At 60.1% G+C, this 19,074-nt stretch carries 16 protein-coding genes; 11 read left to right on the top strand and 5 right to left on the bottom strand.

Going from position 1 to position 19,074, the window contains the following annotated elements; genetic code table 11:
- Positions 1-72: 72 nt before the first annotated feature.
- Complete coding sequence (gene dnaK, locus Pan181_RS19525) at positions 73-1,983, bottom strand: molecular chaperone DnaK (protein ID WP_145249282.1); 1,911 nt, start codon at positions 1,981-1,983, stop codon at positions 73-75.
- A 413-nt stretch (positions 1,984-2,396) separates the two neighbouring features.
- Here dnaK and pheA point away from each other — a divergent pair, with 413 nt between their 5' ends.
- From pheA to Pan181_RS19470, 11 genes are all read left to right on the top strand, one after another.
- Positions 2,397-3,446 (top strand): prephenate dehydratase, encoded by a 1,050-nt coding sequence (pheA, locus tag Pan181_RS19520; RefSeq protein ID WP_145249280.1) that lies wholly within the window; start codon positions 2,397-2,399, stop codon positions 3,444-3,446.
- Positions 3,447-3,567: 121 nt separating this feature from the next.
- Entirely contained in the window at positions 3,568-4,593 is a 1,026-nt protein-coding gene (gene aroF, locus Pan181_RS19515; RefSeq protein ID WP_145249278.1) for a 3-deoxy-7-phosphoheptulonate synthase, read from the top strand.
- A 131-nt stretch (positions 4,594-4,724) separates the two neighbouring features.
- A complete protein-coding gene (gene tpiA, locus Pan181_RS19510) occupies positions 4,725-5,477 on the top strand; it encodes a triose-phosphate isomerase (protein ID WP_197528526.1) in 753 nt (250 codons plus the stop codon).
- Positions 5,478-5,572: 95 nt separating this feature from the next.
- Positions 5,573-5,950, top strand: coding sequence for a preprotein translocase subunit SecG (secG, locus tag Pan181_RS19505; RefSeq protein ID WP_145249276.1), 378 nt, complete (start codon positions 5,573-5,575; stop codon positions 5,948-5,950).
- Between the two features lie 80 nt (positions 5,951-6,030).
- Positions 6,031-6,903, top strand: a complete 873-nt coding sequence (locus tag Pan181_RS19500) for a YicC/YloC family endoribonuclease (RefSeq protein WP_145249274.1) — start codon at positions 6,031-6,033, stop codon at positions 6,901-6,903.
- A 72-nt stretch (positions 6,904-6,975) separates the two neighbouring features.
- Positions 6,976-7,563, top strand: a complete 588-nt coding sequence (gene gmk, locus Pan181_RS19495) for a guanylate kinase (protein WP_145249272.1) — start codon at positions 6,976-6,978, stop codon at positions 7,561-7,563.
- Positions 7,560-7,826, top strand: a complete 267-nt coding sequence (locus tag Pan181_RS19490; RefSeq protein ID WP_145249271.1) for a DNA-directed RNA polymerase subunit omega — start codon at positions 7,560-7,562, stop codon at positions 7,824-7,826. The genes gmk and Pan181_RS19490 overlap by 4 nt, the downstream gene beginning before the upstream one ends.
- A 78-nt stretch (positions 7,827-7,904) precedes the next feature.
- Positions 7,905-8,444, top strand: a complete 540-nt coding sequence (locus Pan181_RS19485) for a flavoprotein (RefSeq protein ID WP_145249269.1) — start codon at positions 7,905-7,907, stop codon at positions 8,442-8,444.
- Positions 8,445-8,578: 134 nt separating this feature from the next.
- Complete coding sequence (locus Pan181_RS19480; RefSeq protein ID WP_145249267.1) at positions 8,579-9,214, top strand: phosphopantothenoylcysteine decarboxylase domain-containing protein; 636 nt, start codon at positions 8,579-8,581, stop codon at positions 9,212-9,214.
- A 275-nt stretch (positions 9,215-9,489) separates the two neighbouring features.
- Entirely contained in the window at positions 9,490-10,287 is a 798-nt protein-coding gene (locus Pan181_RS19475) for a hypothetical protein (RefSeq protein WP_145249265.1), read from the top strand.
- Positions 10,288-10,538: 251 nt separating this feature from the next.
- Positions 10,539-12,056 carry an SHD1 domain-containing protein gene (locus Pan181_RS19470; protein ID WP_145249264.1) on the top strand — a complete coding sequence of 506 codons (1,518 nt, stop codon included), beginning with the start codon at positions 10,539-10,541 and terminating at the stop codon, positions 12,054-12,056.
- Positions 12,057-12,973: 917 nt separating this feature from the next.
- Here Pan181_RS19470 and Pan181_RS19465 read toward each other — a convergent pair.
- The 4 genes from Pan181_RS19465 to Pan181_RS19450 all read right to left on the bottom strand — a co-directional run bounded on the left by Pan181_RS19465 (position 12,974) and on the right by Pan181_RS19450 (position 18,815).
- On the bottom strand, positions 12,974-13,921 hold the full coding sequence (locus Pan181_RS19465) for an outer membrane beta-barrel protein (protein ID WP_145249263.1): 948 nt from the start codon (positions 13,919-13,921) through the stop codon (positions 12,974-12,976).
- Between the two features lie 226 nt (positions 13,922-14,147).
- The gene (gene acs, locus Pan181_RS19460; protein ID WP_145249262.1) at positions 14,148-16,106 is read right to left on the bottom strand and encodes an acetate--CoA ligase; all 1,959 of its coding nucleotides are present in this window, start codon (positions 16,104-16,106) and stop codon (positions 14,148-14,150) included.
- A 252-nt stretch (positions 16,107-16,358) separates the two neighbouring features.
- Positions 16,359-17,639 (bottom strand): aldo/keto reductase, encoded by a 1,281-nt coding sequence (locus tag Pan181_RS19455; protein WP_197528525.1) that lies wholly within the window; start codon positions 17,637-17,639, stop codon positions 16,359-16,361.
- A 45-nt stretch (positions 17,640-17,684) separates the two neighbouring features.
- Positions 17,685-18,815 (bottom strand): 6-phosphofructokinase, encoded by a 1,131-nt coding sequence (locus Pan181_RS19450; RefSeq protein ID WP_145249261.1) that lies wholly within the window; start codon positions 18,813-18,815, stop codon positions 17,685-17,687.
- Positions 18,816-19,074 lie beyond the last annotated feature (259 nt).

The raw sequence follows: 19,074 nt of genomic DNA, 5'->3' as shown, positions 1-19,074 counted from the left end.
TTGGTTGCAGTGGGCAAGTTCTTCGCTTTCGAGAAGCTAGGACTAATCGCCCTTGGCGACTAGCGTTAATCCTTAGTTCTCTTTTACTTCAAACTCGGCGTCGATGGCGTCGTCGTCGCCGGAGGTGCCAGCGGTAGCGCCGACCGTTTCGTCGTTGACGTTCGCACCGGCTTCGGCGGCCGACTTGTACATGGCCTCGCTCATGGCATGGCTGGCAGCTTCGAGTTCGGACACGGCCGACTTGATCTTGTCGGGATCCTCACCCTTAGCCGCTTCGCGTACCTTGGCAATGGCGGCTTCGATTGGCTTCTTGTTCTCTTCGCCAATCTTGTCGCCTTGCTCGTTAAGCGTCTTCTCCACTTGGTAGGCCAGCGTATCGGCACGGTTGCGTGCTTCGACCAACTCGCGTTTCTTCTTGTCTTCCTCGGCGTGAGCGGCCGCGTCTTCTTGCATCTTCTTGATCTCGTCTTCCGACAAGCCAGAGGATTGCTCGATCTTCACGGTCTGCTCGGTGCCGGTGCCAAGGTCCTTGGCAGCGACGTTCAAAATACCATTTGCGTCGAGGTCGAACTTCACTTCGATCTGCGGCACGCCACGCGGGGCTGGCGGAATGCCTTCGAGGTTGAACTCGCCAAGCAACCGGTTATCGACACACATCTCGCGTTCGCCTTGGAACACGCGAACCGTGACCGCGGTTTGGTTATCGTCGGCAGTGCTGAACACCTGCTTGCGTTCGACAGGGATCGTGGTGTTCTTTTCCACCAACTTGGTCATCACGCCACCCAGGGTTTCGATACCGAGCGACAGCGGAGTGACGTCGAGCAGCAAGATGTCCTGCACGTCGCCAGCCAGCACACCACCTTGGATGGCCGCGCCGACTGCTACCACTTCGTCGGGATTCACGCCCTTGTGCGGGTCCTTGCCAAAGATGTCTTTGACCAGTTCCTGCACCTTGGGAATACGAGTGGAACCACCCACGAGCACGACTTCGTCGATCTTCGAAGGATCGAGCTTGGCGTCCTGCAGAGCTTGCAGCACGGGGCCACGCACACGCTCCACCAGTTTGTCGACCAGTTGCTCGAACTGGGCGCGAGTGATGTTCATTTGCAAGTGCTTGGGACCGCTGGCATCGGCCGTGATGAACGGCAAGTTGATGTCGGTCGACTGGGCCGAGCTGAGTTCCTTCTTGGCCTTTTCGCAGGCTTCCTGCAGACGCTGCAGGGCCATCTGGTCCTTCCGCAGGTCGATGCCTTGTTCCTTCTGGAACTCGGAGGCCACGTAGTTGATCAGCTCTTCGTCGAAGTCGTCGCCACCGAGGTGGGTATCGCCGTTGGTGCTGATCACGCGGAACACACCGTCGGCCACTTCGAGGATCGAGACGTCGAACGTACCACCACCAAGGTCGAACACGCAGATGGTTTCTTGAGTGTTCTTATCAAGACCATAAGCGAGCGACGCGGCCGTGGGTTCGTTGATAATACGAGCCACTTCGAGACCGGCGATCTGGCCGGCATCTTTCGTGGCTTGACGCTGAGCGTCGTTAAAGTAGGCCGGTACCGTGATCACGGCCTTGTTCACTTTGTGACCCAAGTACGACTCTGCCGACTCCTTGAGCTTCACCAACACCTTGGCCGAAACTTCGGGCGGAGTGTATTCCTTGCCAGCGATGTTGACTTTCACGTAGTCTTCGCTGCCGCCGATCACTTCGTAGGGCACCATCTTCTCTTCGCTGGCCACTTCGTTGTGACGACGGCCCATGAAGCGCTTGATGGAGTAAACCGTTTTGGTTGGGTTGGTTACCGCCTGACGACGAGCCGGCTCGCCGACGAGCACTTCACCCTTGTCGGTAAACGCGACGACGCTGGGGGTCAGGCGATTGCCTTCAGGGTTTGGAATGACCTTGGCCTCTTTGCCTTCCATTACGGCGACCACCGAGTTGGTGGTACCAAGGTCGATACCAATGATTTTTTCACCACTTGCCATGAGATTCCTCTCTTCCGTTGGTCGCCGTGGCCCTGGGTTGGTTGGAGGGCAACGGCCAATATGAAAATGCAGTTTGCGGAGGTTTATGTTCATACGGTAGCCCGCTGTGGGCAGACCGTGTCGCAGGCAGAGAAAAGCAAAGTGCATGCCGATAGGGCTATCATTGCCCAAAAAACGATGTAAGATGTTTGCAGTAAAGGGTTTGCGACTTTCTGTGGAGTCTCAGGCTCGGCTGGCATCGGAGCTGGTCGCTGCCAAATTGACATTCTGCTTCAAAAGGCATGCCCTGCTAGCGACCGAATTGGCAGTCAAGTTGGCAGGCGGCGGAGTGCAACTTCCGCCAGAATAAGGACTTAGAATTGGGCATCCTGCTCTCCCGAGCAGACCGCCCGACGACAAGCCAGGGACCGAACATGGCGAAGAAGAAGACAGCACGCACCGGTGGACCGAAACGTGAGATCGACAAACTCGATCGCGAAATTCTGAAGCTCATCAACGAGCGGGCGGAGCTCGCCAGCGACGCGCGAACCGACTTGTCAGCGGTCGTGCAGAAGGCGATGGAACGCAATCGCGGGCCGCTCGACGGTGAGGCCATCGGGGCGGTGTTTCGCGAAATCTCGGCCGCTTGCCAGTCGCTGTCGCATGCCGAGCGGATTGCCTATCTCGGCCCCGAGCACACGTTTAGCCACATCGCGGCCATCGAGCAGTTCGGCGTTGCGGCCGACCTGGTGCCGGTGGCTACGATTGCTGCGGTGTTCGAAGAAGTAGAGCAGGGGACCGCCGCGTATGGCATTGTGCCGCTTGAAAATTCCACCGATGGCCGAGTGAGCGACACCCTCGAGTGCTTCGCCCGCTCGCAGGTGAGCATCTGCGGCGAGCTGCCGCTGGTGATTCACCACTGCCTGCTCGGCAGCGGTTCGCGGGCGGAGGTGCGACGTGTCGAGAGTAAGCCGCAAGCACTCTCGCAGTGTCGCAATTGGCTGGCCAAGCACCTGCCAGGTGCCGAGTGCCATCCGGTCGCCAGCACGGCCGATGCCGCCCGCAAGGCGGCCAGCGATCCGAGCGTGGCGGCCATCGCCAGCGCCCAGGCAGCCAAGGCCTACGGGCTCGAGGTGCTGGTGCCGAACATCGAGGACAACAAGGACAACGTCACCCGGTTTGCCGTGATCGCCCGCGAGATGGCCGGCAAGTCGGGCAACGACAAGACTGCGCTAATGCTCGAGATTAACCACGAGCCGGGCGCCCTGGCCGACGCGATGGGCGTTTTCAAGCGAAATCGGCTGAACATGACCTGGATCGAGAGCTTCCCGGTCGCGGGTAGCCGCGGGCGGTACTTGTTCTTCATCGAATTCGTCGGCCATGCGACCGAAGCCCGCAGTAAGAAAGCCCTATTGGCCTTGGAGAAAAAGGCCCAGCAGCTAGTGGTGCTCGGGTCCTATGCGCATCGGGAGCCTATTGGGTAGAGTAGGGGCGAGGATTCAGGCAGTGGGGCTAGCATTTCCCCCGTTGCTGGCGTCCCACGATTCCCGACCCTGACCATCGCTTTTCTATCTCCCCCACCTCTGAGCCCCGACTCTTCCTGCCATGATCATCATCCTTAAACACGGTGCTACTGACGAGCAGGTCGATCATGTGATTGAGCGGATCGAGGCCATGGGGCTGCAGCCTCATTTGAGCAAAGGGACCTATCGCACCGTGATCGGCGTGATTGGCGACGAGGAAAAAGTGCAAACCGCGCCGCTCATGGCGATTCCTGGCGTGGAAGAAGCCATGCCGGTGATGCCGGCCTACAAGCTGGCGAGTCGCGAAGCCCATCCTCAGCCCACGGTGGTGGAGGTCGGCAGCGGCTCGGCGATTACCAAGCTTGGCGGTGGCCATTTTGGCATGATTGCCGGCCCCTGTGCGGTGGAAAGTGCGGAGCGACTCGACGAGATCGCCGCTGCCATCAAGGCAGCCGGGGCCAACATCCTGCGCGGCGGGGCGTTCAAGCCGCGGACCAGTCCCTACTCGTTCCAGGGACTCGGCGAAGAGGGGCTGAAGATCCTCCGCGAGGTCGGCGACAAGCATGGCCTGCCGGTGGTGACCGAAGTCATCGATCCTCGCCATGTGGAATTGGTGGCCGAATACACCGACATGATTCAGCTCGGCGCCCGCAACATGCAGAACTTCGTGCTGCTCACCGAGGTTGGCAAAACCCATAAGCCCGTGCTCATGAAGCGCGGCATGGCAGCCACGATCAAAGACCTGCTGATGAGCGCCGAGTACGTGATCGCCAACGGCACGACCGAAGTGGTGCTGTGCGAGCGGGGCGTCAAGGGCTTCGACAACGCTTGCCGCAACATGCTCGATATCGCTGCGGTACCGCAGGTGCAGCTGATGTCGCACCTACCGATTATCGTCGATCCGAGCCATGCCACGGGTCGCCCCGAGTTGATTCCCGCCTGTGCGTTGGCCGCCGCGGCCTGCGGAGCAGACGGAATCCATATTGAAGTTCATAACTGCCCCGAGGAAGCCATGAGCGATGGTCCCCAGGCGCTACTGCCCGAGCAGTATGCCACCCTGGCGGCTCAGATTCGCAAGGTGGCCGAAGCGGTGGGCAAAACGTTTTAGGTCTTGGGTATCGGGTGCTTGCCGCGGCTAGCCGTCGCCTGGCTCTTCACCCCTTACCCAACAACTAATAACTCGTACCGCCAGCACGGCTGGTCAGGCGAGACACTTGTGTTTTGATGGAGATCCAAATTATGCGTCGCACATTGATCGCTGGTAACTGGAAGATGAATACCGATCACGCTACGGCCGTGGCTTTGGCCGAAGGCGTGGCGAAGGGAGCCGGCGACGTCGAAAACGCCGACCTGCTGGTCTGCCCGCCGTTCATCTATCTCGAGTCGGTAAACAAGGCCCTGGCCAACTCGCCAGTCGCCCTGGGTGCCCAGAACATGTACGCCCAGCCGAATGGTGCGTTCACCGGCGAAGTGAGCGCCTCGATGCTGACCGACGTCGGTGCCGAATACGTGATTCTCGGCCATAGCGAGCGTCGCAACATCCTCGGCGAGACCGACGCGGTGGTCAACGAAAAGACGATTGCCGCCCTCGAAGCTGGCCTGGTTCCAATCGTGTGCGTGGGCGAATTGCTCGAGCAACGCGAAGCTGGCAAGACCGCCGAAGTGATCGAAGAGCAGTTCAAAGGCTCGCTGGCCGGTTTGTCGGCCGAGCAGGTGGCCAAGCTGGTGATCGCCTACGAGCCGGTTTGGGCCATTGGAACCGGCAAAGTCGCTACTCCTGAGCAGGCCGAGGAAGTGCACGCTGGTCTTCGCAAACTGCTCGCCGATAGCTACAATGGCGAGATTGCCGACACGGTTCGCATTTTGTACGGTGGTAGCGTCAAGCCTAGCAACGCCGCCGAATTGATGGGCCAGCCGAATGTCGATGGTGCCCTCGTGGGTGGTGCAAGCCTGAAGGCGGAAGACTTCCTGGGCATCGCCCTGGCCTTGTAGTGCCCCGCCGTTGAGATCAAAGTCGGCAAGAATGGCACTGCTGGCCGGTCCAGCAGTGTCACTCGGCCGCATTTAACTTTCAACCAAAAGAAACCATGGAAATCCTGTTCAAGCTCGTTCTGTCAGTGATCGCCCTGTTCATGATTCTGCTCATCCTGGTGCAGAAGGGACGCGGCGGCGGTTTGGCTGGTGCACTTGGCGGACCTGGCGGTTCCAGCGCGTTTGGCGCCAAAGCAGGCGACGCCTTCACGAAGATCACCGCTTACACCGCGCTGTTCTGGATGGTGGTCTGCATTTCGGCCTCGCTCTATTTTGCCAACGGCAAAACCGGCGTTGGCGGCGACGCCCAGCTCGAAGGTTTGAGTCGTCGTGCCCCCGCTGGTGCGACCTCGTCGGATGCCGGAGCTGATGCGGGTGCCGGTGCCGAGTCGGCCCCTGCCGCTGGCGACACCGATACTTCCGAAGCCGAGTAATCCCCCCGTCGCTTGGCACTTGTCTGCGTGATTCGAAAACAACGGTCTCTTCGCGAAGGGTATCTGCTGTGCTGCTAAGCATGACTGGCTTTGGCGAAGCCCATAATCGGTTCGACACCCTCAGCGTGGCCGTCGAACTGCGGACCATCAATTCGCGCCATTACAAACTCAGTTTACGGGCGAACGAAGGCTACGGAGCCCTCGAACCGCAGATCGATGCCCTGGTTCGTAAACGGGTGCGCCGCGGGACCGTGCAGCTTAATCTGCATGTGCAGCGGGCGACCAAAGCCGACGATTACCGCATCAATTCCGAGGTGCTCATCGGCTACCTCAATCAGGCCAAGTTAGTCGCTCAAGCGACCGGCGCCAGCGACAAGATCGCCATCGGCGAGCTGCTGACCCTGCCAGGCGTGATCGACGATCGCCGTGCTCCCGAGCAAAACTCGCAGGAAGACTGGCCCCACATCGAGCCAACGCTCCGCGAAGCCTTGGCCGCGCTCACCAAGATGCGTGAGGCTGAAGGACGTGCCTTGGCGGCCGACCTGCAGGAAAACTGCCAGATAATCGGCGAGCAAGCCGCGGCCATCGAGCGACGGGCTCCTGACGTCTCGGTCGGCTATCGCGAGCGACTTACCGAGCGGGTCAACCGATCGCTCTCCGAGCTGAACGTGACCGTCGAACCGGCCGATCTGCTGCGTGAGCTAAGTCTGTTTGTCGATAAGAGCGACATCTCCGAAGAGCTCGTGCGGCTCAAAAGCCATCTAGTGCAGTTCGACGCGACGATTAACGCCCAGGACAGTTCGGGCCGCAAGCTCGAGTTCATTTCGCAGGAAATGGGTCGCGAGATCAACACCATTGGCTCGAAGGCCAACGATACCGAGATCAGTCAGCATGTCGTCGAGATGAAGGCTGCCCTGGAACGCATTCGCGAGCAGGTGCAGAACGTCGAGTAGCGGTCGGCAACCATCGCCAGCAAGCCTGGTGGCAATCTCCCACCCTGTAAGGATTCCAATCGAGCCGACGCCATGCCCTCCGAGTCGCCTAGCCCAGGACAACTCGTCATTATCTCCGGCCCCTCTGGGGTGGGGAAATCGACCGTCGTGGCAGCGGTGCTCGATCGGCTGCAACCGGCGGTTCGGCTGAGCATTTCGGCCACCACGCGTGCTCCCCGACCGGGCGAGGTCGATGGCCAGCACTACCATTTTCTGACTGCCGAGGAGTTTGCGGCTCGCCGCGCGGCTGGTGAGTTTTTGGAATGCATGGAGGTTTTTGGCCGTGGGCACTGGTATGGCACCTTGCTCGACGAAGTTAGGCCTAGTCTAGCCCGGGGGCAATGGGTTATTCTGGAGATCGACGTCGACGGTGCGCGCAAGGCCCTTGAGCAATTCCCCCAGGCGGTGACCATCTTTATCACCGTGGACGACCAGGAATTGGAGCGCCGGCTCCGCGCTCGGCGTACCGACAGCGATGAGGATATCCGCCGTCGGCTGCAGGTAGCCCGTCGCGAAATGGCTCAAGCCAGCAATTACAGGTATCAGGTAGTCAATGACGAGGTCGACCACACAGTCGACCAGATCGCCCAAATTTTGGCCCAAGAGGGACTCGACGCATGATCGATGCGCTCAAAGAAGAAGAGATTGTGAACAAGGTGGGCGGCCGCTTTAAGCTGTCGACGCTCATCCAGAAGCGGCTCGTGGCCATCAACGGCGGCGCCCGTCCGCTGGTGGACATCGATACCGACGAGAAAATGGAAATCGTGGTGCAGGAGATCCTGCAAGACAAAATCTTCCTCGGCTCCGGCGGCGAAGTTCGCACCGTGGCCGACGAACCACCCACGATGCACGATGGTCCCGAAGTGGATCTCTCCGCTTTGTAAGCTGTCAGCATTCAGCGAACAGCAGTCGGCCCTCGCTGGCTGCTGTGAGCTGACCGCTGACCGCCGAAAGCACTGCCCATGTCGCACGAAATCCTCCTTGGCGTTACCGGCGGAGTTGCCGCCTACAAGTCGGCAGCGCTGGCCAGCCAGCTTGTTCAGGCCGGCCATGGCGTGAGTGTCGTGATGACCGACTCGGCCACCGAGTTCATCGGTCCAGCAACGTTCCGGGCGCTTACCGGCCGCGGAGTTGCCACCCAGTCGTTCCCGCCGCACAGCCATCCGCTCGGCCCGCACATCGAACTCGCCCGGCAGGCCGATTTGATGGTCATCGCCCCGGCAACGGCCAACACGCTTGCGAAGGCCGCCCATGGCATCGCCGACGATTTGCTCTCGACGCTGCTGCTGTCGTTCGAAGGCCCCGTGCTCATGGCCCCTGCGATGAACTGCGAAATGTGGGCCAAGCCGGCCGTGCAGCGCAACGTCGCCCAGCTGGCCGAAGATGGCATTCACTTCGTCGGCCCCGACGAAGGTTGGCTAAGCTGCCGCGAAAAGGGAGCCGGCCGCATGAGCGAACCGGCAGCCATCGCCACGGCGATTGAAAAGCTGCTGGGGGAATAGCGGCCGATTGTCTTGAAGTCGGCTGCAAGTAGGATGGTGGCCCGAACCCAGCTTCATTCGTTTCACGATTCGTATCCCAAGTGGTAGGTGCGAGTCCCCATTCCACGTTCGCGTTCCCTAGGTAGCTCTAAACCATGGCCAGAATTCTCATTACCTCGGGACCAACGCGGCAGTACATCGATCCGGTGCGGTATCTCACCAATGGTTCGAGCGGGCGGATGGGACGCGCGCTCACGCTTGCCGCCTTGGAGCTAGGTCACGAGGTGGTGGTGATCTCCGGGCCGGTTGAAGTCGACTATCCCGAAGGGGCGATCGTGGTGCCGGTGGTCTCGACCGAAGAGATGATGGCCGCCGCCCGCGACGAGTTTGCCACCTGCGACGGCTTGATCGGCGCGGCCGCTCCCTGCGACTACCGCCCCGAGGTGATTGCCAGTAGCAAGATCGCCAAGACTGGCGAGCCACTGCGGCTCGAATTGGTCGAGACCGACGACATCGTTGCAACGCTCGGTGCTGCGAAGGGCAACCGTTGGGTCGTGGGATTTGCCCTTGAGACCGAAGACCATCGCATTCGGGCGCTCATCAAGCTCGAACGCAAACACTGCGATCTGATGGTATCCAATGGCATTGAAGCCATGCACGCGACCGATAACTCGGTGGAAGTGCTCAGCCCCGCTGGAGAGGTGCTCGCCCAGATAGAGGGATCCAAGACCGACGTCGCAACCGGGCTGTTGAGCATCGTCGACGCGCGGCTCATCCGCGGCGAGCGCTAAGCACCGCCGCGCTCGCCTGCTGCCTACTACGCCAGGTGTAATCGTTCTATTCGTTACAGGCCGTCAACGAACCTGCGGGGCAACGCCTCGGCTGGCAAACGAGTTTCAAGTTCAGCCAGCGGTGAGCTAGTCTTCCAATGATAGTTTCCATCCTGTAGCCAGTACCGCCGCCCCAGTCGGACGGTCCGCCACGGAATGACCAGGTCCTGCCTTTTAGGGGGACTCGCACCTGATGCGAGGACGATATGATGACGCGCATCGATAAAACTGAATTCATGAAAACACAACGCCATGGCACCTCGCTGCTCGAGGTCACCGGATGTGTACTCGCGGTGGCTGTCGGCGTTTGGCTTGGGGCCCGCTACCTGGGACTCGACCTGCACGCGGCCGCGTACACGACCTTGGCCGACACCGCGGTGATGGACTCGCTGCCAGCCGACTGGCGGCTGCCACCTCCTCCCGGCATGGAACCTTTGACTCCCGAACAACAAGCCGCCGCGCTGAGTGCCGAGCTGGAAGCGTTGCGTCTGGAGGCCGAGAATCTCGACGACGGGGAACCGGTAGAAGTGAGCACCGTTACGATTGAAAGCAATCAATCGCTGCACCCGATGCTCCTTGAGCGACGGGAGCATACGCTTGCCTTCTGGTCGAAGCTCGGCGGCATTCGTGGCGAAGTCGAGCGGCTGCAAGCCACGGCCGATGAATCGCTGAACGAACAAAACGTATTCAAAGTGCTCGAAGTTCGCCGGCGGGCCTACTTGTACGGCGCAAAGGCCGTGAAGTTGGCGATGTCGGACAATATCGATCCCCAAGCGTTGCAGTTTGCCGAACAACTGGCAAGCTGGTACCAGCACGGGGCCGACCTGTACGCCGAAGCGATCAACGTCTGGCAAGGGCAGCATTTGCCGAACTCGGGACTCTCGAGCGACAAGCTGCTTGAGCAGGTTCAGCAGCAACATAACAACGAGGCCATGCTGCTGTTCGAGAAGAGCGGCCGGCTGTGCGAGGTACTGTTCCGACGGTACCAGGTGGCTTTCCCCAGCATTGAGGAGCCAAAGCACGACAATCAGTAGCCCGGTCTTTCGGGCATCGCCGCATGTTGGGGTGAGCAAATTGGGGTGTTGAGTGAGGGCCAAAAGTGGCCCTTTCGTGGGAATTCTAGCGAAAAAGCGGGGATTTTCGGACTCTGAAAGCTCCAGGGACTATGCTTTTGCCCCGCGGCGTGGGTAGTATAGTTTTTCACACGGAAGGTATTGGCACCCCACGGAATCCAGGGGTTCGACGAACATAAGTTCATCTTTTGCGATCATAGAGAGATTCACTCATGCGTCTTCGTACTTTCCATCGCCTGCTTCGCGTATCCCTCGTGGCTATGCTTTGTTTGTGCTTAACCGTCGACCCCGCTAAGGCCTGCCAATGGCTGTCGCAGCGGTGGTTGTGCCGCAAGCCCTGCGTGGTGGTGTGTGCCCCTTCGCCTTGTTGCGATCCTTGCTACGTACCTTGCTGCGAAACCACAGTGGTCACTTCGTCGCCTTGCGACTGCGAGACCACCGGCGAAGTGATTGAGTCGACCGAGTCGTCGGCTGCTTCCGAACCAACCATGGCACCCGAGCCCACCCCGGCCGATGCCCCAGCAACGTTCGCCGGCGAAGAGCCCAAGACCGATCGCGCAGTGAACAAGCCGGTGGAAGAGGAAGTACCTCCTTCGCTTCCCACGGAAGAGCCCACCTTGGTCGCACCTCCCGTGGTCGAAGAAGCTGCTCCCGCGGAACCCATGGTCGAAGAATCCGCCGTGGGAGAACCTGCGGTCGATGAGTCACCTGTCGTGGAGCCGGCTGTCGAGGAATCGATTTTCGGTGAGCCCGCCGTCGAAGAACCAGCGGTGCTAGAGCCCACCGTCGAACCAGCCGACGACAACCTGTTCGGCGGCGAAGATGCGAGTGACGACAACCTGTTTGGTGCTCCTGCTGAAGAGCCAGCTGCTGAGCCCGCCATGGAAGAAGAGCCCGCTGAGGAAGCCGCCGACGACGGTCTGTTCGGTGGTGCTGGCGACGATAGCCTGTTCGGTGCTCCTGCCGAAGAACCAGCTGCTGAGCCTGCCATGGAAGAAGAGCCCGCTGCGCAACCCGCCGACGACGGTCTGTTCGGTGGTGCTGGCGATGATAGCCTGTTCGGCGCACCTGCCGAAGAGCCGGCTGCTGAGCCTGCCATGGAAGAAGAGCCCGCTGAGGAACCCGCTGACGACGGTCTGTTCGGTGGTGCTGGTGACGACAGCCTGTTCGGTGCTCCTGCCGAAGAGCCAGCTGCTGAGCCTGCCATGGAAGAAGAGCCCGCTGAGGAACCCGCCGACGACAATCTATTCGGTGGTGCTGGCGACGATGACCTGTTCGGTGCACCTGCCGAAGAGCCGGCGATGGAAGATTCCGGCATCGAGGTCCCCGCGATCGATGCCCCTGCTAGCGACAACCTATTCGACGCCGGTAGCGATGAAGACGACCTGTTCGGTGCTCCTGCGGAAGAACCCGCTGCGGATGAGCCTGCTGCTGACGAGAGCGAATCGACCGACGAAGACGACCTGTTCGGCACTGGCTTCGGTGCAGTGTTGGAGCAACCAGGTGGTTTCGGCAGCTTGAACCTGCGTCACTGGGTCGACAACACCGGAACCTACACGGTCAACGCCCGCTTGCTGGCTGTCGGCGACGGCTTCGTCCGCTTGATGAAGGACAACGGCCGCACCACGACGGTTCCGTTCTCGCGCCTGAGCGACGACGACCTGTCGTTCGTCAATCTGCAAGCCGCTGCTCAGAAGTCGAAGACTCTGTCGCGGACTGCTTCGCGTTAAGCGAAACATTACAACTTCAAGCGAAGTGGTGGACCCCAGCGGTCTGCCACTTCGCTTTTTTTATGCGCGATAGTCTGCCTGGGGGCGAGCGGTCTCGGTGGTAGGTCGGTCGTGCGATCTTTCGCCCGCGGGATCGAGGGGGAAATCGGTCTCTCAAATGGCCCGCTTTTCACTGGAAATTGGCCACATATGGTGTTCTAATGGACAGGTGTGTGAGGCTGTCGGCTTTCAGCTATCAGCTATCGGCTGTTGGCTTTTTATGAAAGGAGGTGAATCAGATGTGATGTTTTTCTAAATGTCAGACTCAAAGCGACGCGCAGGCGAATGGTTGCCGGCGTGGGAGTTCGCTGCTGCGCGTGTAGGTAAAGCGGTTGGTGGGGCTGCGTCGCCGGAAGCTCCTGGACCCACCCTACTACTCCTTCAAGATGACCTCCCCAAGTCAGAAATCATCATTCAGAAATCATAAATCCAAAACTTCCCTGTCCCCCGAATCCTGATTCCTGACTCCTCCCCCAGAATAGTTTCCCATGGGTGGGAATCTATTTTGGGCAACTATCGCGGAGGTGTTGATGCAACTTATTACCCACTAACGACTTGCGATAGATTCCCAGCGGGAAAATAGATTCCCACTCGATGCGTTTTGGGAAATGGGAATCTATTCGGGCGCGAAAACCACTGGTTTTGTAGCGTGGGCGGGGATTCAATTTTCCCATCGGTGGGAAAATTGGGAATCTATTCGTGAGCGGTGGGAATCTATCCGGCTCAGGTGCGGGAAGATTGGCACTCTGGGGGGAACTGCGAAGTTCGACCGAGCGGAGAGCCGCAGAAGTTGCGAGCACCAAGGAAGGCCCGTCGATGCCGACTCGTGCTCCACTTGCTTCGGTGACACCGGCACAGGGCGCTGCAGCGCCAGGCAGCTACCAGGTTCGCTGGGCGGCGGGGCTCGACCATCCGCTGGAGGGACGCCCGCCGTAGCGCCATTCGAAGCCGATGGTGAGCGTGAAGTTGTGCATGCTCGAGGCCGAGTTCTGTCCCCAGGCAATGTTGTCCATCGCTTCGGCGCGGATGGCCATCCACCGCTCGGTCTGGTACTTGATGCCCAGCCCCATGGGGATGGTGAACAGCGTGTTGTCTTCGCGAACCCCGCTGGGGTTGATGAAGTCGAGATCGGTCAGCCCCATCCCAAGTCGATAATAAGGACGCACGCGCGAATCACCCCATGGGTAATACATCAGCGATACGTCGTACATCATCAGCGTGTTGGTGTTCTGGTCGTTCGAATCGACACTGCTGGCGAACTCGGGCGTGGTCCAGGTCATGCGGGCTTGGGCGCCCCAGTAGTGGTCCCAGTCCCATCCCAGGTGGGCGGCGACCATCAGATCGTTGTTGCTGGTGTTGTTGCTGCTCACGTCGTTGGCCATCAGGAAAGCACCGGTGTCGATGCCAAACTCGTAAGGGCGATTCAGCCAGCTCGTGGTTCGCAGCGGTTGCCCTTTGCCGATGGCTCGCCCGTCCATCATGGAATGGCGAAACCGCATCCGCTCGCGCCAGTCGCTCCAGCGGCTACCCGACGAGGCGGGCTCGACCATGGGGCCTCCCCACTCGTCGGCGCACCAGTCGGAGGGAGCGACATCGCCGGCTGCACCCGGCGGGTAATCGCCAGACACTGGTTCGAGCATCGGAGCTGCGCTCATCGTCGGAGCAGGGGAGTAGGTTTCAGGCGCCGGTGTTGGAGTCGGCGGAGTTGTTGCGGTGCTTTCGGCCGAGGTCCGCAGGATCATGCTCTGTGCGCCAGCCGGAGTGGCCATCGCGACAGCAGCGACCACCACGCATGCTACGTAGCACGTTGGTTGGAGCCAACTCATCGCATTGGAGCCGAGTTTCCGCACGTTGTTTTGATGCACTGGAGATAAGAGCCAACCTGCCGGCGCAGCACCGGCGGGCCATCGATAAGGTGCGGGAGTATGGCAACCCGCCCGACTGGAGTCAAGTTGAATGACAGAACCACCAACCACCCATAAAGAAACCTGCCTGCTAGCAGCACTAGCAGGCAGGTTAGTGCCATTTGGTTTTTCGCGAGGATCGGCCCTGTTAGGCTTCCTTTTCTCGCAGCTTTGCGAGCACCGTGTAGTCTTCGAGCGTCGTGGTGTCGCCCGCCGCTTCGCGGCCAGCGGCAATATCGCGAAGCAAGCGTCGCATGATTTTGCCGCTGCGAGTCTTCGGCAGCGACGAGGTAAAGCGGATGTCGTCCGGCACGGCCAGCGCTCCAATCTCCTTGCGAACATGCTGGCGGAGTTCTTCGCGAAGCTCCTCGGTCGGTTCGGCGTCGCACAGCGTGACGAATACCGCGACCGCGTCGCCCTTCAGTTCGTGGGGGCGTCCCACTGCGGCCGCTTCGGCCACGGCTGCGTGCGAGACCAAGGCACTTTCGATCTCAATCGTGCTCAATCGATGGCCCGACACGTTCAGCACGTCGTCGATACGACCCATGATCCAGTAATAGCCATCCTCGTCGCAGCGGGCGTTGTCGCCGGCCAGGTACTTGCCTTTGACCCGCGACCAGTAGACCTGCTCGTAGCGATCCATGTCGCCCCAGATGCCACGCAGCATGCCGGGCCAGGGGTGAGCGATGGTGAGCATGCCACCTTGGTTGGTGTCGACTTCCTGGCCATCGGTGCCGACGATCGACGGGATGATGCCTGGCAGCGGCTTGGTGCAGCTACCTGGCTTGGTAGGAATCGCTCCCGGGAGCGGGCTCATCATGATGCCGCCGGTTTCGGTTTGCCACCAGGTATCGACAATCGGGCAGCGTTCGCCGCCGATCATGCGGTGATACCACATCCAGGCTTCCGGGTTGATGCCTTCGCCGACGGTGCCGAGGATTCGCAAGCTCGTAAGATCGTGTTTCTTTACCAGGTCGTCGCCCCATTTGATGAACGCCCGAATGGCGGTCGGAGCGGTGTAGAAGATGGTCACTTTGTGACGCTCGATGATGTCCCAGAACCGATCCTCGGCCGGATGGTTCGGTGCGCCTTCGTACATCATTACTTGAGCGCCGGCCGCGAGTGGTCCGTACACAATATAGCTATGCCCGGTAATCCAACCACAGTCGGCGGTGCACCAGTAGATGTCGTCGTCGCGGTGATCAAAGACCCATTCAAAGGTCTTCTTGGCATACAGGTTATAGCCGGCGGTCGTGTGCTTAATGCCTTTGGGCTTTCCGGTGGAACCGCTGGTGTAAAGGATGAACAGCGGAGTCTCGCTATCGAGCGGTTCGGCAGGGCAGTCGGCCGAAGCCGAGTCGACGACGTCGTGCCACCACACGTCGCGACCTTCCTGCATGGTGGGGGCGTCGCCGGCACGTTTGAGCACCAGGCAATGTTCCACGGTGGGACTCTTGGCGAGCGCTTCGTCCACGGTTTCTTTCAGCGGCAATACCTTACCACGTCGCCAGGCACCGTCGGAAGTAATCACCAGCTTCGCCCCGGCGTCGTTGTTGCGGTCGGCAATTGCCTCGGCCGAGAAGCCAGCGAAAATCACCGAGTGCACCGCGCCGATGCGGGCGCAGGCCAGCATGGCAATCGCCAGTTCGGGTGTCATCGGCATGTAGATGCTTACGACATCGCCGACGCCGATGCCGAGCGACTTCAAGGCATTGGCACACTTGCTTACTTCGGTCTGCAGCTCGGCGTAGGTCAGCGTGCGTTGGTCGCCAGGTTCGCCTTCCCAGATAATCGCGGTACGATCTCCGCGACCTTCGACCACGTGTTTATCGACGCAGTTGTAGCAGGCGTTTGTTTTGCCGCCGACGAACCACTCAGCGACCGGCTCGTTCCACACGAGTGCTTTGCTAAAGGGTTCGAACCAATGCAGTTCGTCGCGGGCGAGATCGGCCCAGAACTTGGGAGGATCGGCAGCAGCTTGCGTCCACAGGGCCTCGTACTCCTCCATGGACTTGATGCGTGCCTGAGCGGCAAACTCAGCCGACGGCGGAAACACCCGCTCTTCGCGCATCACATTGCTAATTCCACCACCTGCCTGTTCTGCCATAGCCGCAGACTCCTACCTGTCTATTTACTTGGGGAAACGAAAAGGACCGCGAAAAGGATAAGTAAGTGTCGCGGACCTCGCACTGGATGTCAAATCGGATTTGCTGGTCGCCAATGCGTTGCGGAAAGCAGCGAACCCCAGCTTGGCAGCCCCAGAAGAGTCAAGTCGCGCTGCAGCGGACCAATCGCCAGCGGACCCCCAACGCCCGGCGGTGAAGCGATGCGAGATATGCGTTCTGGGCACGCTAGCTGGCTAGCTTTGGCTGAGCCGTTTAAGTTCGGATCCGCCGAGAAGTTTGTGCGTTTCGGCGAGCCAGTCGCGTACATGCTGGGCAAAGGGGGAATCCTTTACCGCTTTGTTAAACTGTTCGTCCGAGATAGATTCGAGATTCTTGGCATTCAGCCCCTCGAACCAATGACCTCCGTTGCCGAGCAGGTTGTAACGCATCTGCCCGTATTCGACCATGTCGTACGCTTTGGCCAGATTGCGAAGCCAGAGCATGATGGCCATGCTCATGTAGCCGGGCGATTCTTCCCAATCGGGCAAACCCTCGGCGAACCGCGTGGCCACGTCGGCACCGACGGCCTGCTGCATTGCCTGGTCGAGCCGCTCGACGATCGGAGCGATCGTGCTACTGGCCTGCTCGATCATCGGCAAGCTCGATACTTGAAGATCGAAGTCGCTAGGCCGCGCGGCACCGAGGCTCAGCGTGTGCACTTCGGGGCGGGCCAGGCAAAACAGGGTGTTGAACACGATCGGGTGGAGCGGGGCGCACAGCTCGGTGAGCTTATCGGTCGGACGATACAGCATGCCCCCTTTGTCGTTGGGCGAAATGATAAATACGCCCAGATCATGCTCGTGGGCCAACTCAATGGCCGGCCAGTTGGTTTGGTTGATGTAGTACCAATGCAGGTTAACGTAGTCGAAGCCACCGTCGCCCTGGTGCCCAATCGCGTCGAGAATCGTCGGCATCGCAGCATGGGTCGAGAACCCGATGTGCCGAGCCTTGCCGGCGGATTGCAGGCGTCGCGCGATACTCAGGCATCCTCCCGGGCGGACCGACTGCCAGAGCAGCTCATGATTATTGATGCCATGAATGGCCAGCAGGTCGACGTAGTCAAGGTTCAGTCGGTCCAACGATTCTTCGAAGTGCTTCTCGAACACCGCGGGATCGGCCTCGGGGGCAATTTTGGTTTGCACGATCAGCTCTTCCCGCGGCAGCGTCGGCAAGATCACCCCGAGTTGTCGCTCGCTCGAGCCGTAGCCGCGAGCGGTTTCGATATGCGTGATGCCGAGTTCCAGGGCCCGCCGGATCGTGGCTTCGAGGTTTCGCTGGTTTTCTTTCTCGACATCCGCGAGCGGCATGTCGCTCCACGATTGCTGGTAACGCATACCCCCGCAGCTGAATACGGGCATCTGCAAACCGGTGCGGCCAAAAGTACGGTAGATCATGCTCAAACGACGCTCGAGGGTCCACGTGAATGCCAACGCTGCGATCGCCGGCTTCGAGTTTGCCGACGACGATCGTGCCATTTACGTTATAGCCAAAGCGGTTTGGAAGCAACGGAGGCCGCGAGCCTACTCGTCGCCCATGCAGGTTCCGACGCGGCGGGCCGCTTCGACCCACGGGTGATCGGTCGGTACCAGCTTCTTGTTACCAGCGACCTTCTCGAGTGGCACCGCAGCGGTGGAATCGCCCTGCGAGGCAACCATGTAGCCATATTTCCGATCGGCGAGCAGTCGGGCACAGGCGGTGCCGAGCTTGGTTGCGAGCAACCGGTCGGCAGCCGAAGGGGTGCCACCCCGTTGCAGGTGGCCAAGGATCGTGAGTCGCGATTCCATGCCGGTGCTCTCCTCCAGTTGGCCAGTGAGCAGCAGCGTGTGGTCGACGTGGTCTTCATGAAACTTCTTGAGGGCGTCGGATGCGGCTTTCTTTTCGTCTTTCTCCTGCGCGTCCTTCTTTTCCTGCAGCAGTGTGTCGATCTGCTGTTGCTGCTCGATGGTCACCGCTCCCTCGGCCACGGCGACGATGCTGAAGCGATGGCCGCGACGGGCGCGTCGTTTGATGGCTTTGGTAACGAGGTTGGGATCGTAGGGGATTTCTGGAATCAGAATCACATCGGCCCCGCCTGCGATGCCAGCCCCCAGGGCCAACCACCCGGCGCGATGCCCCATGAGTTCGACCACGATCACCCGATGATGACTCGTCGCGGTGCTATGCAGGCGGTCGATTGCTTCAGTGGCAATCTGCAGAGCAGTATCGAAACCGAACGAGACGTCGGTCTCGGCGATGTCGTTGTCGATGGTCTTGGGCAACGTCACCACGTTGAGCCCCGCTTCCACCAACCGCATGGCATTCTTCTGGGTTCCGCCACCGCCGATGCAGACGACTGCTTCAAGCCCATGACGGTGATAGTTCTCGACGATCACGTCGGTCATGTCTTCGGTACGGTCGCCAATCGGCATCTTATGGGGCTTGTCGCGGCTGGTACCAAGGATGGTGCCGCCGTCGGTCAGAATGCCCGAGAGTTGATCGCTGGTAATGCGAAGCGTGCGGTCCTGGACCAATCCGCGAAAACCATCGCGAAATCCAATGACGGACATGTTGTAGTGATCGAGCGCCGCCTTACCAAGGCCGCGGATAGCAGCATTCAAACCTGGGCAGTCACCACCGCTTGTGAGTACCCCAATACATGTATCGGTTGGCATTCGATTCCTTTTTTCTGTTTCGCTGGGCGTCGGTTCGTTGTTCGACCTTTTCTATCCTACCTTTTACCCGTGAAGTGGGAACCCGCCCCGGCAGGGCGGAACCCGCAACCGTTGCCAGTCCAAGGGACTAAATGGATACGATGCACCGGTCGCAACCAGTGAATCCGCCTGTGCGGGTTGCACCGGCTGGTGCGTGGCAGCCAGGAATCATTCCTGCCAATGTGCCTCAAATAGGCATGGTTTGTTGACCCTTGGCAAC

The organism is Aeoliella mucimassa (assembly GCF_007748035.1).
In the GTDB taxonomy this organism is placed as follows: domain Bacteria; phylum Planctomycetota; class Planctomycetia; order Pirellulales; family Lacipirellulaceae; genus Aeoliella; species Aeoliella mucimassa.
Note: the sequence above shows the minus strand (reverse complement) of the source record. Positions and strands in the feature narration are given on the sequence as shown.

Coding starts and splice junctions, on each gene's coding strand:
- Pan181_RS19500 (WP_145249274.1), top strand. CDS start 6,031: ATGACTGGCTTTGGCGAAGCCCATAATCGGTTCGACACCCTCAGCGTG.
- Pan181_RS19450 (WP_145249261.1), bottom strand. CDS start 18,815: ATGCCAACCGATACATGTATTGGGGTACTCACAAGCGGTGGTGACTGC.
- tpiA (WP_197528526.1), top strand. CDS start 4,725: ATGCGTCGCACATTGATCGCTGGTAACTGGAAGATGAATACCGATCAC.
- Pan181_RS19485 (WP_145249269.1), top strand. CDS start 7,905: ATGTCGCACGAAATCCTCCTTGGCGTTACCGGCGGAGTTGCCGCCTAC.
- Pan181_RS19490 (WP_145249271.1), top strand. CDS start 7,560: ATGATCGATGCGCTCAAAGAAGAAGAGATTGTGAACAAGGTGGGCGGC.
- Pan181_RS19475 (WP_145249265.1), top strand. CDS start 9,490: ATGAAAACACAACGCCATGGCACCTCGCTGCTCGAGGTCACCGGATGT.
- acs (WP_145249262.1), bottom strand. CDS start 16,106: ATGGCAGAACAGGCAGGTGGTGGAATTAGCAATGTGATGCGCGAAGAG.
- Pan181_RS19470 (WP_145249264.1), top strand. CDS start 10,539: ATGCGTCTTCGTACTTTCCATCGCCTGCTTCGCGTATCCCTCGTGGCT.
- pheA (WP_145249280.1), top strand. CDS start 2,397: ATGGCGAAGAAGAAGACAGCACGCACCGGTGGACCGAAACGTGAGATC.
- Pan181_RS19455 (WP_197528525.1), bottom strand. CDS start 17,639: ATGGCACGATCGTCGTCGGCAAACTCGAAGCCGGCGATCGCAGCGTTG.
- Pan181_RS19480 (WP_145249267.1), top strand. CDS start 8,579: ATGGCCAGAATTCTCATTACCTCGGGACCAACGCGGCAGTACATCGAT.
- aroF (WP_145249278.1), top strand. CDS start 3,568: ATGATCATCATCCTTAAACACGGTGCTACTGACGAGCAGGTCGATCAT.
- secG (WP_145249276.1), top strand. CDS start 5,573: ATGGAAATCCTGTTCAAGCTCGTTCTGTCAGTGATCGCCCTGTTCATG.
- dnaK (WP_145249282.1), bottom strand. CDS start 1,983: ATGGCAAGTGGTGAAAAAATCATTGGTATCGACCTTGGTACCACCAAC.
- gmk (WP_145249272.1), top strand. CDS start 6,976: ATGCCCTCCGAGTCGCCTAGCCCAGGACAACTCGTCATTATCTCCGGC.
- Pan181_RS19465 (WP_145249263.1), bottom strand. CDS start 13,921: ATGAGTTGGCTCCAACCAACGTGCTACGTAGCATGCGTGGTGGTCGCT.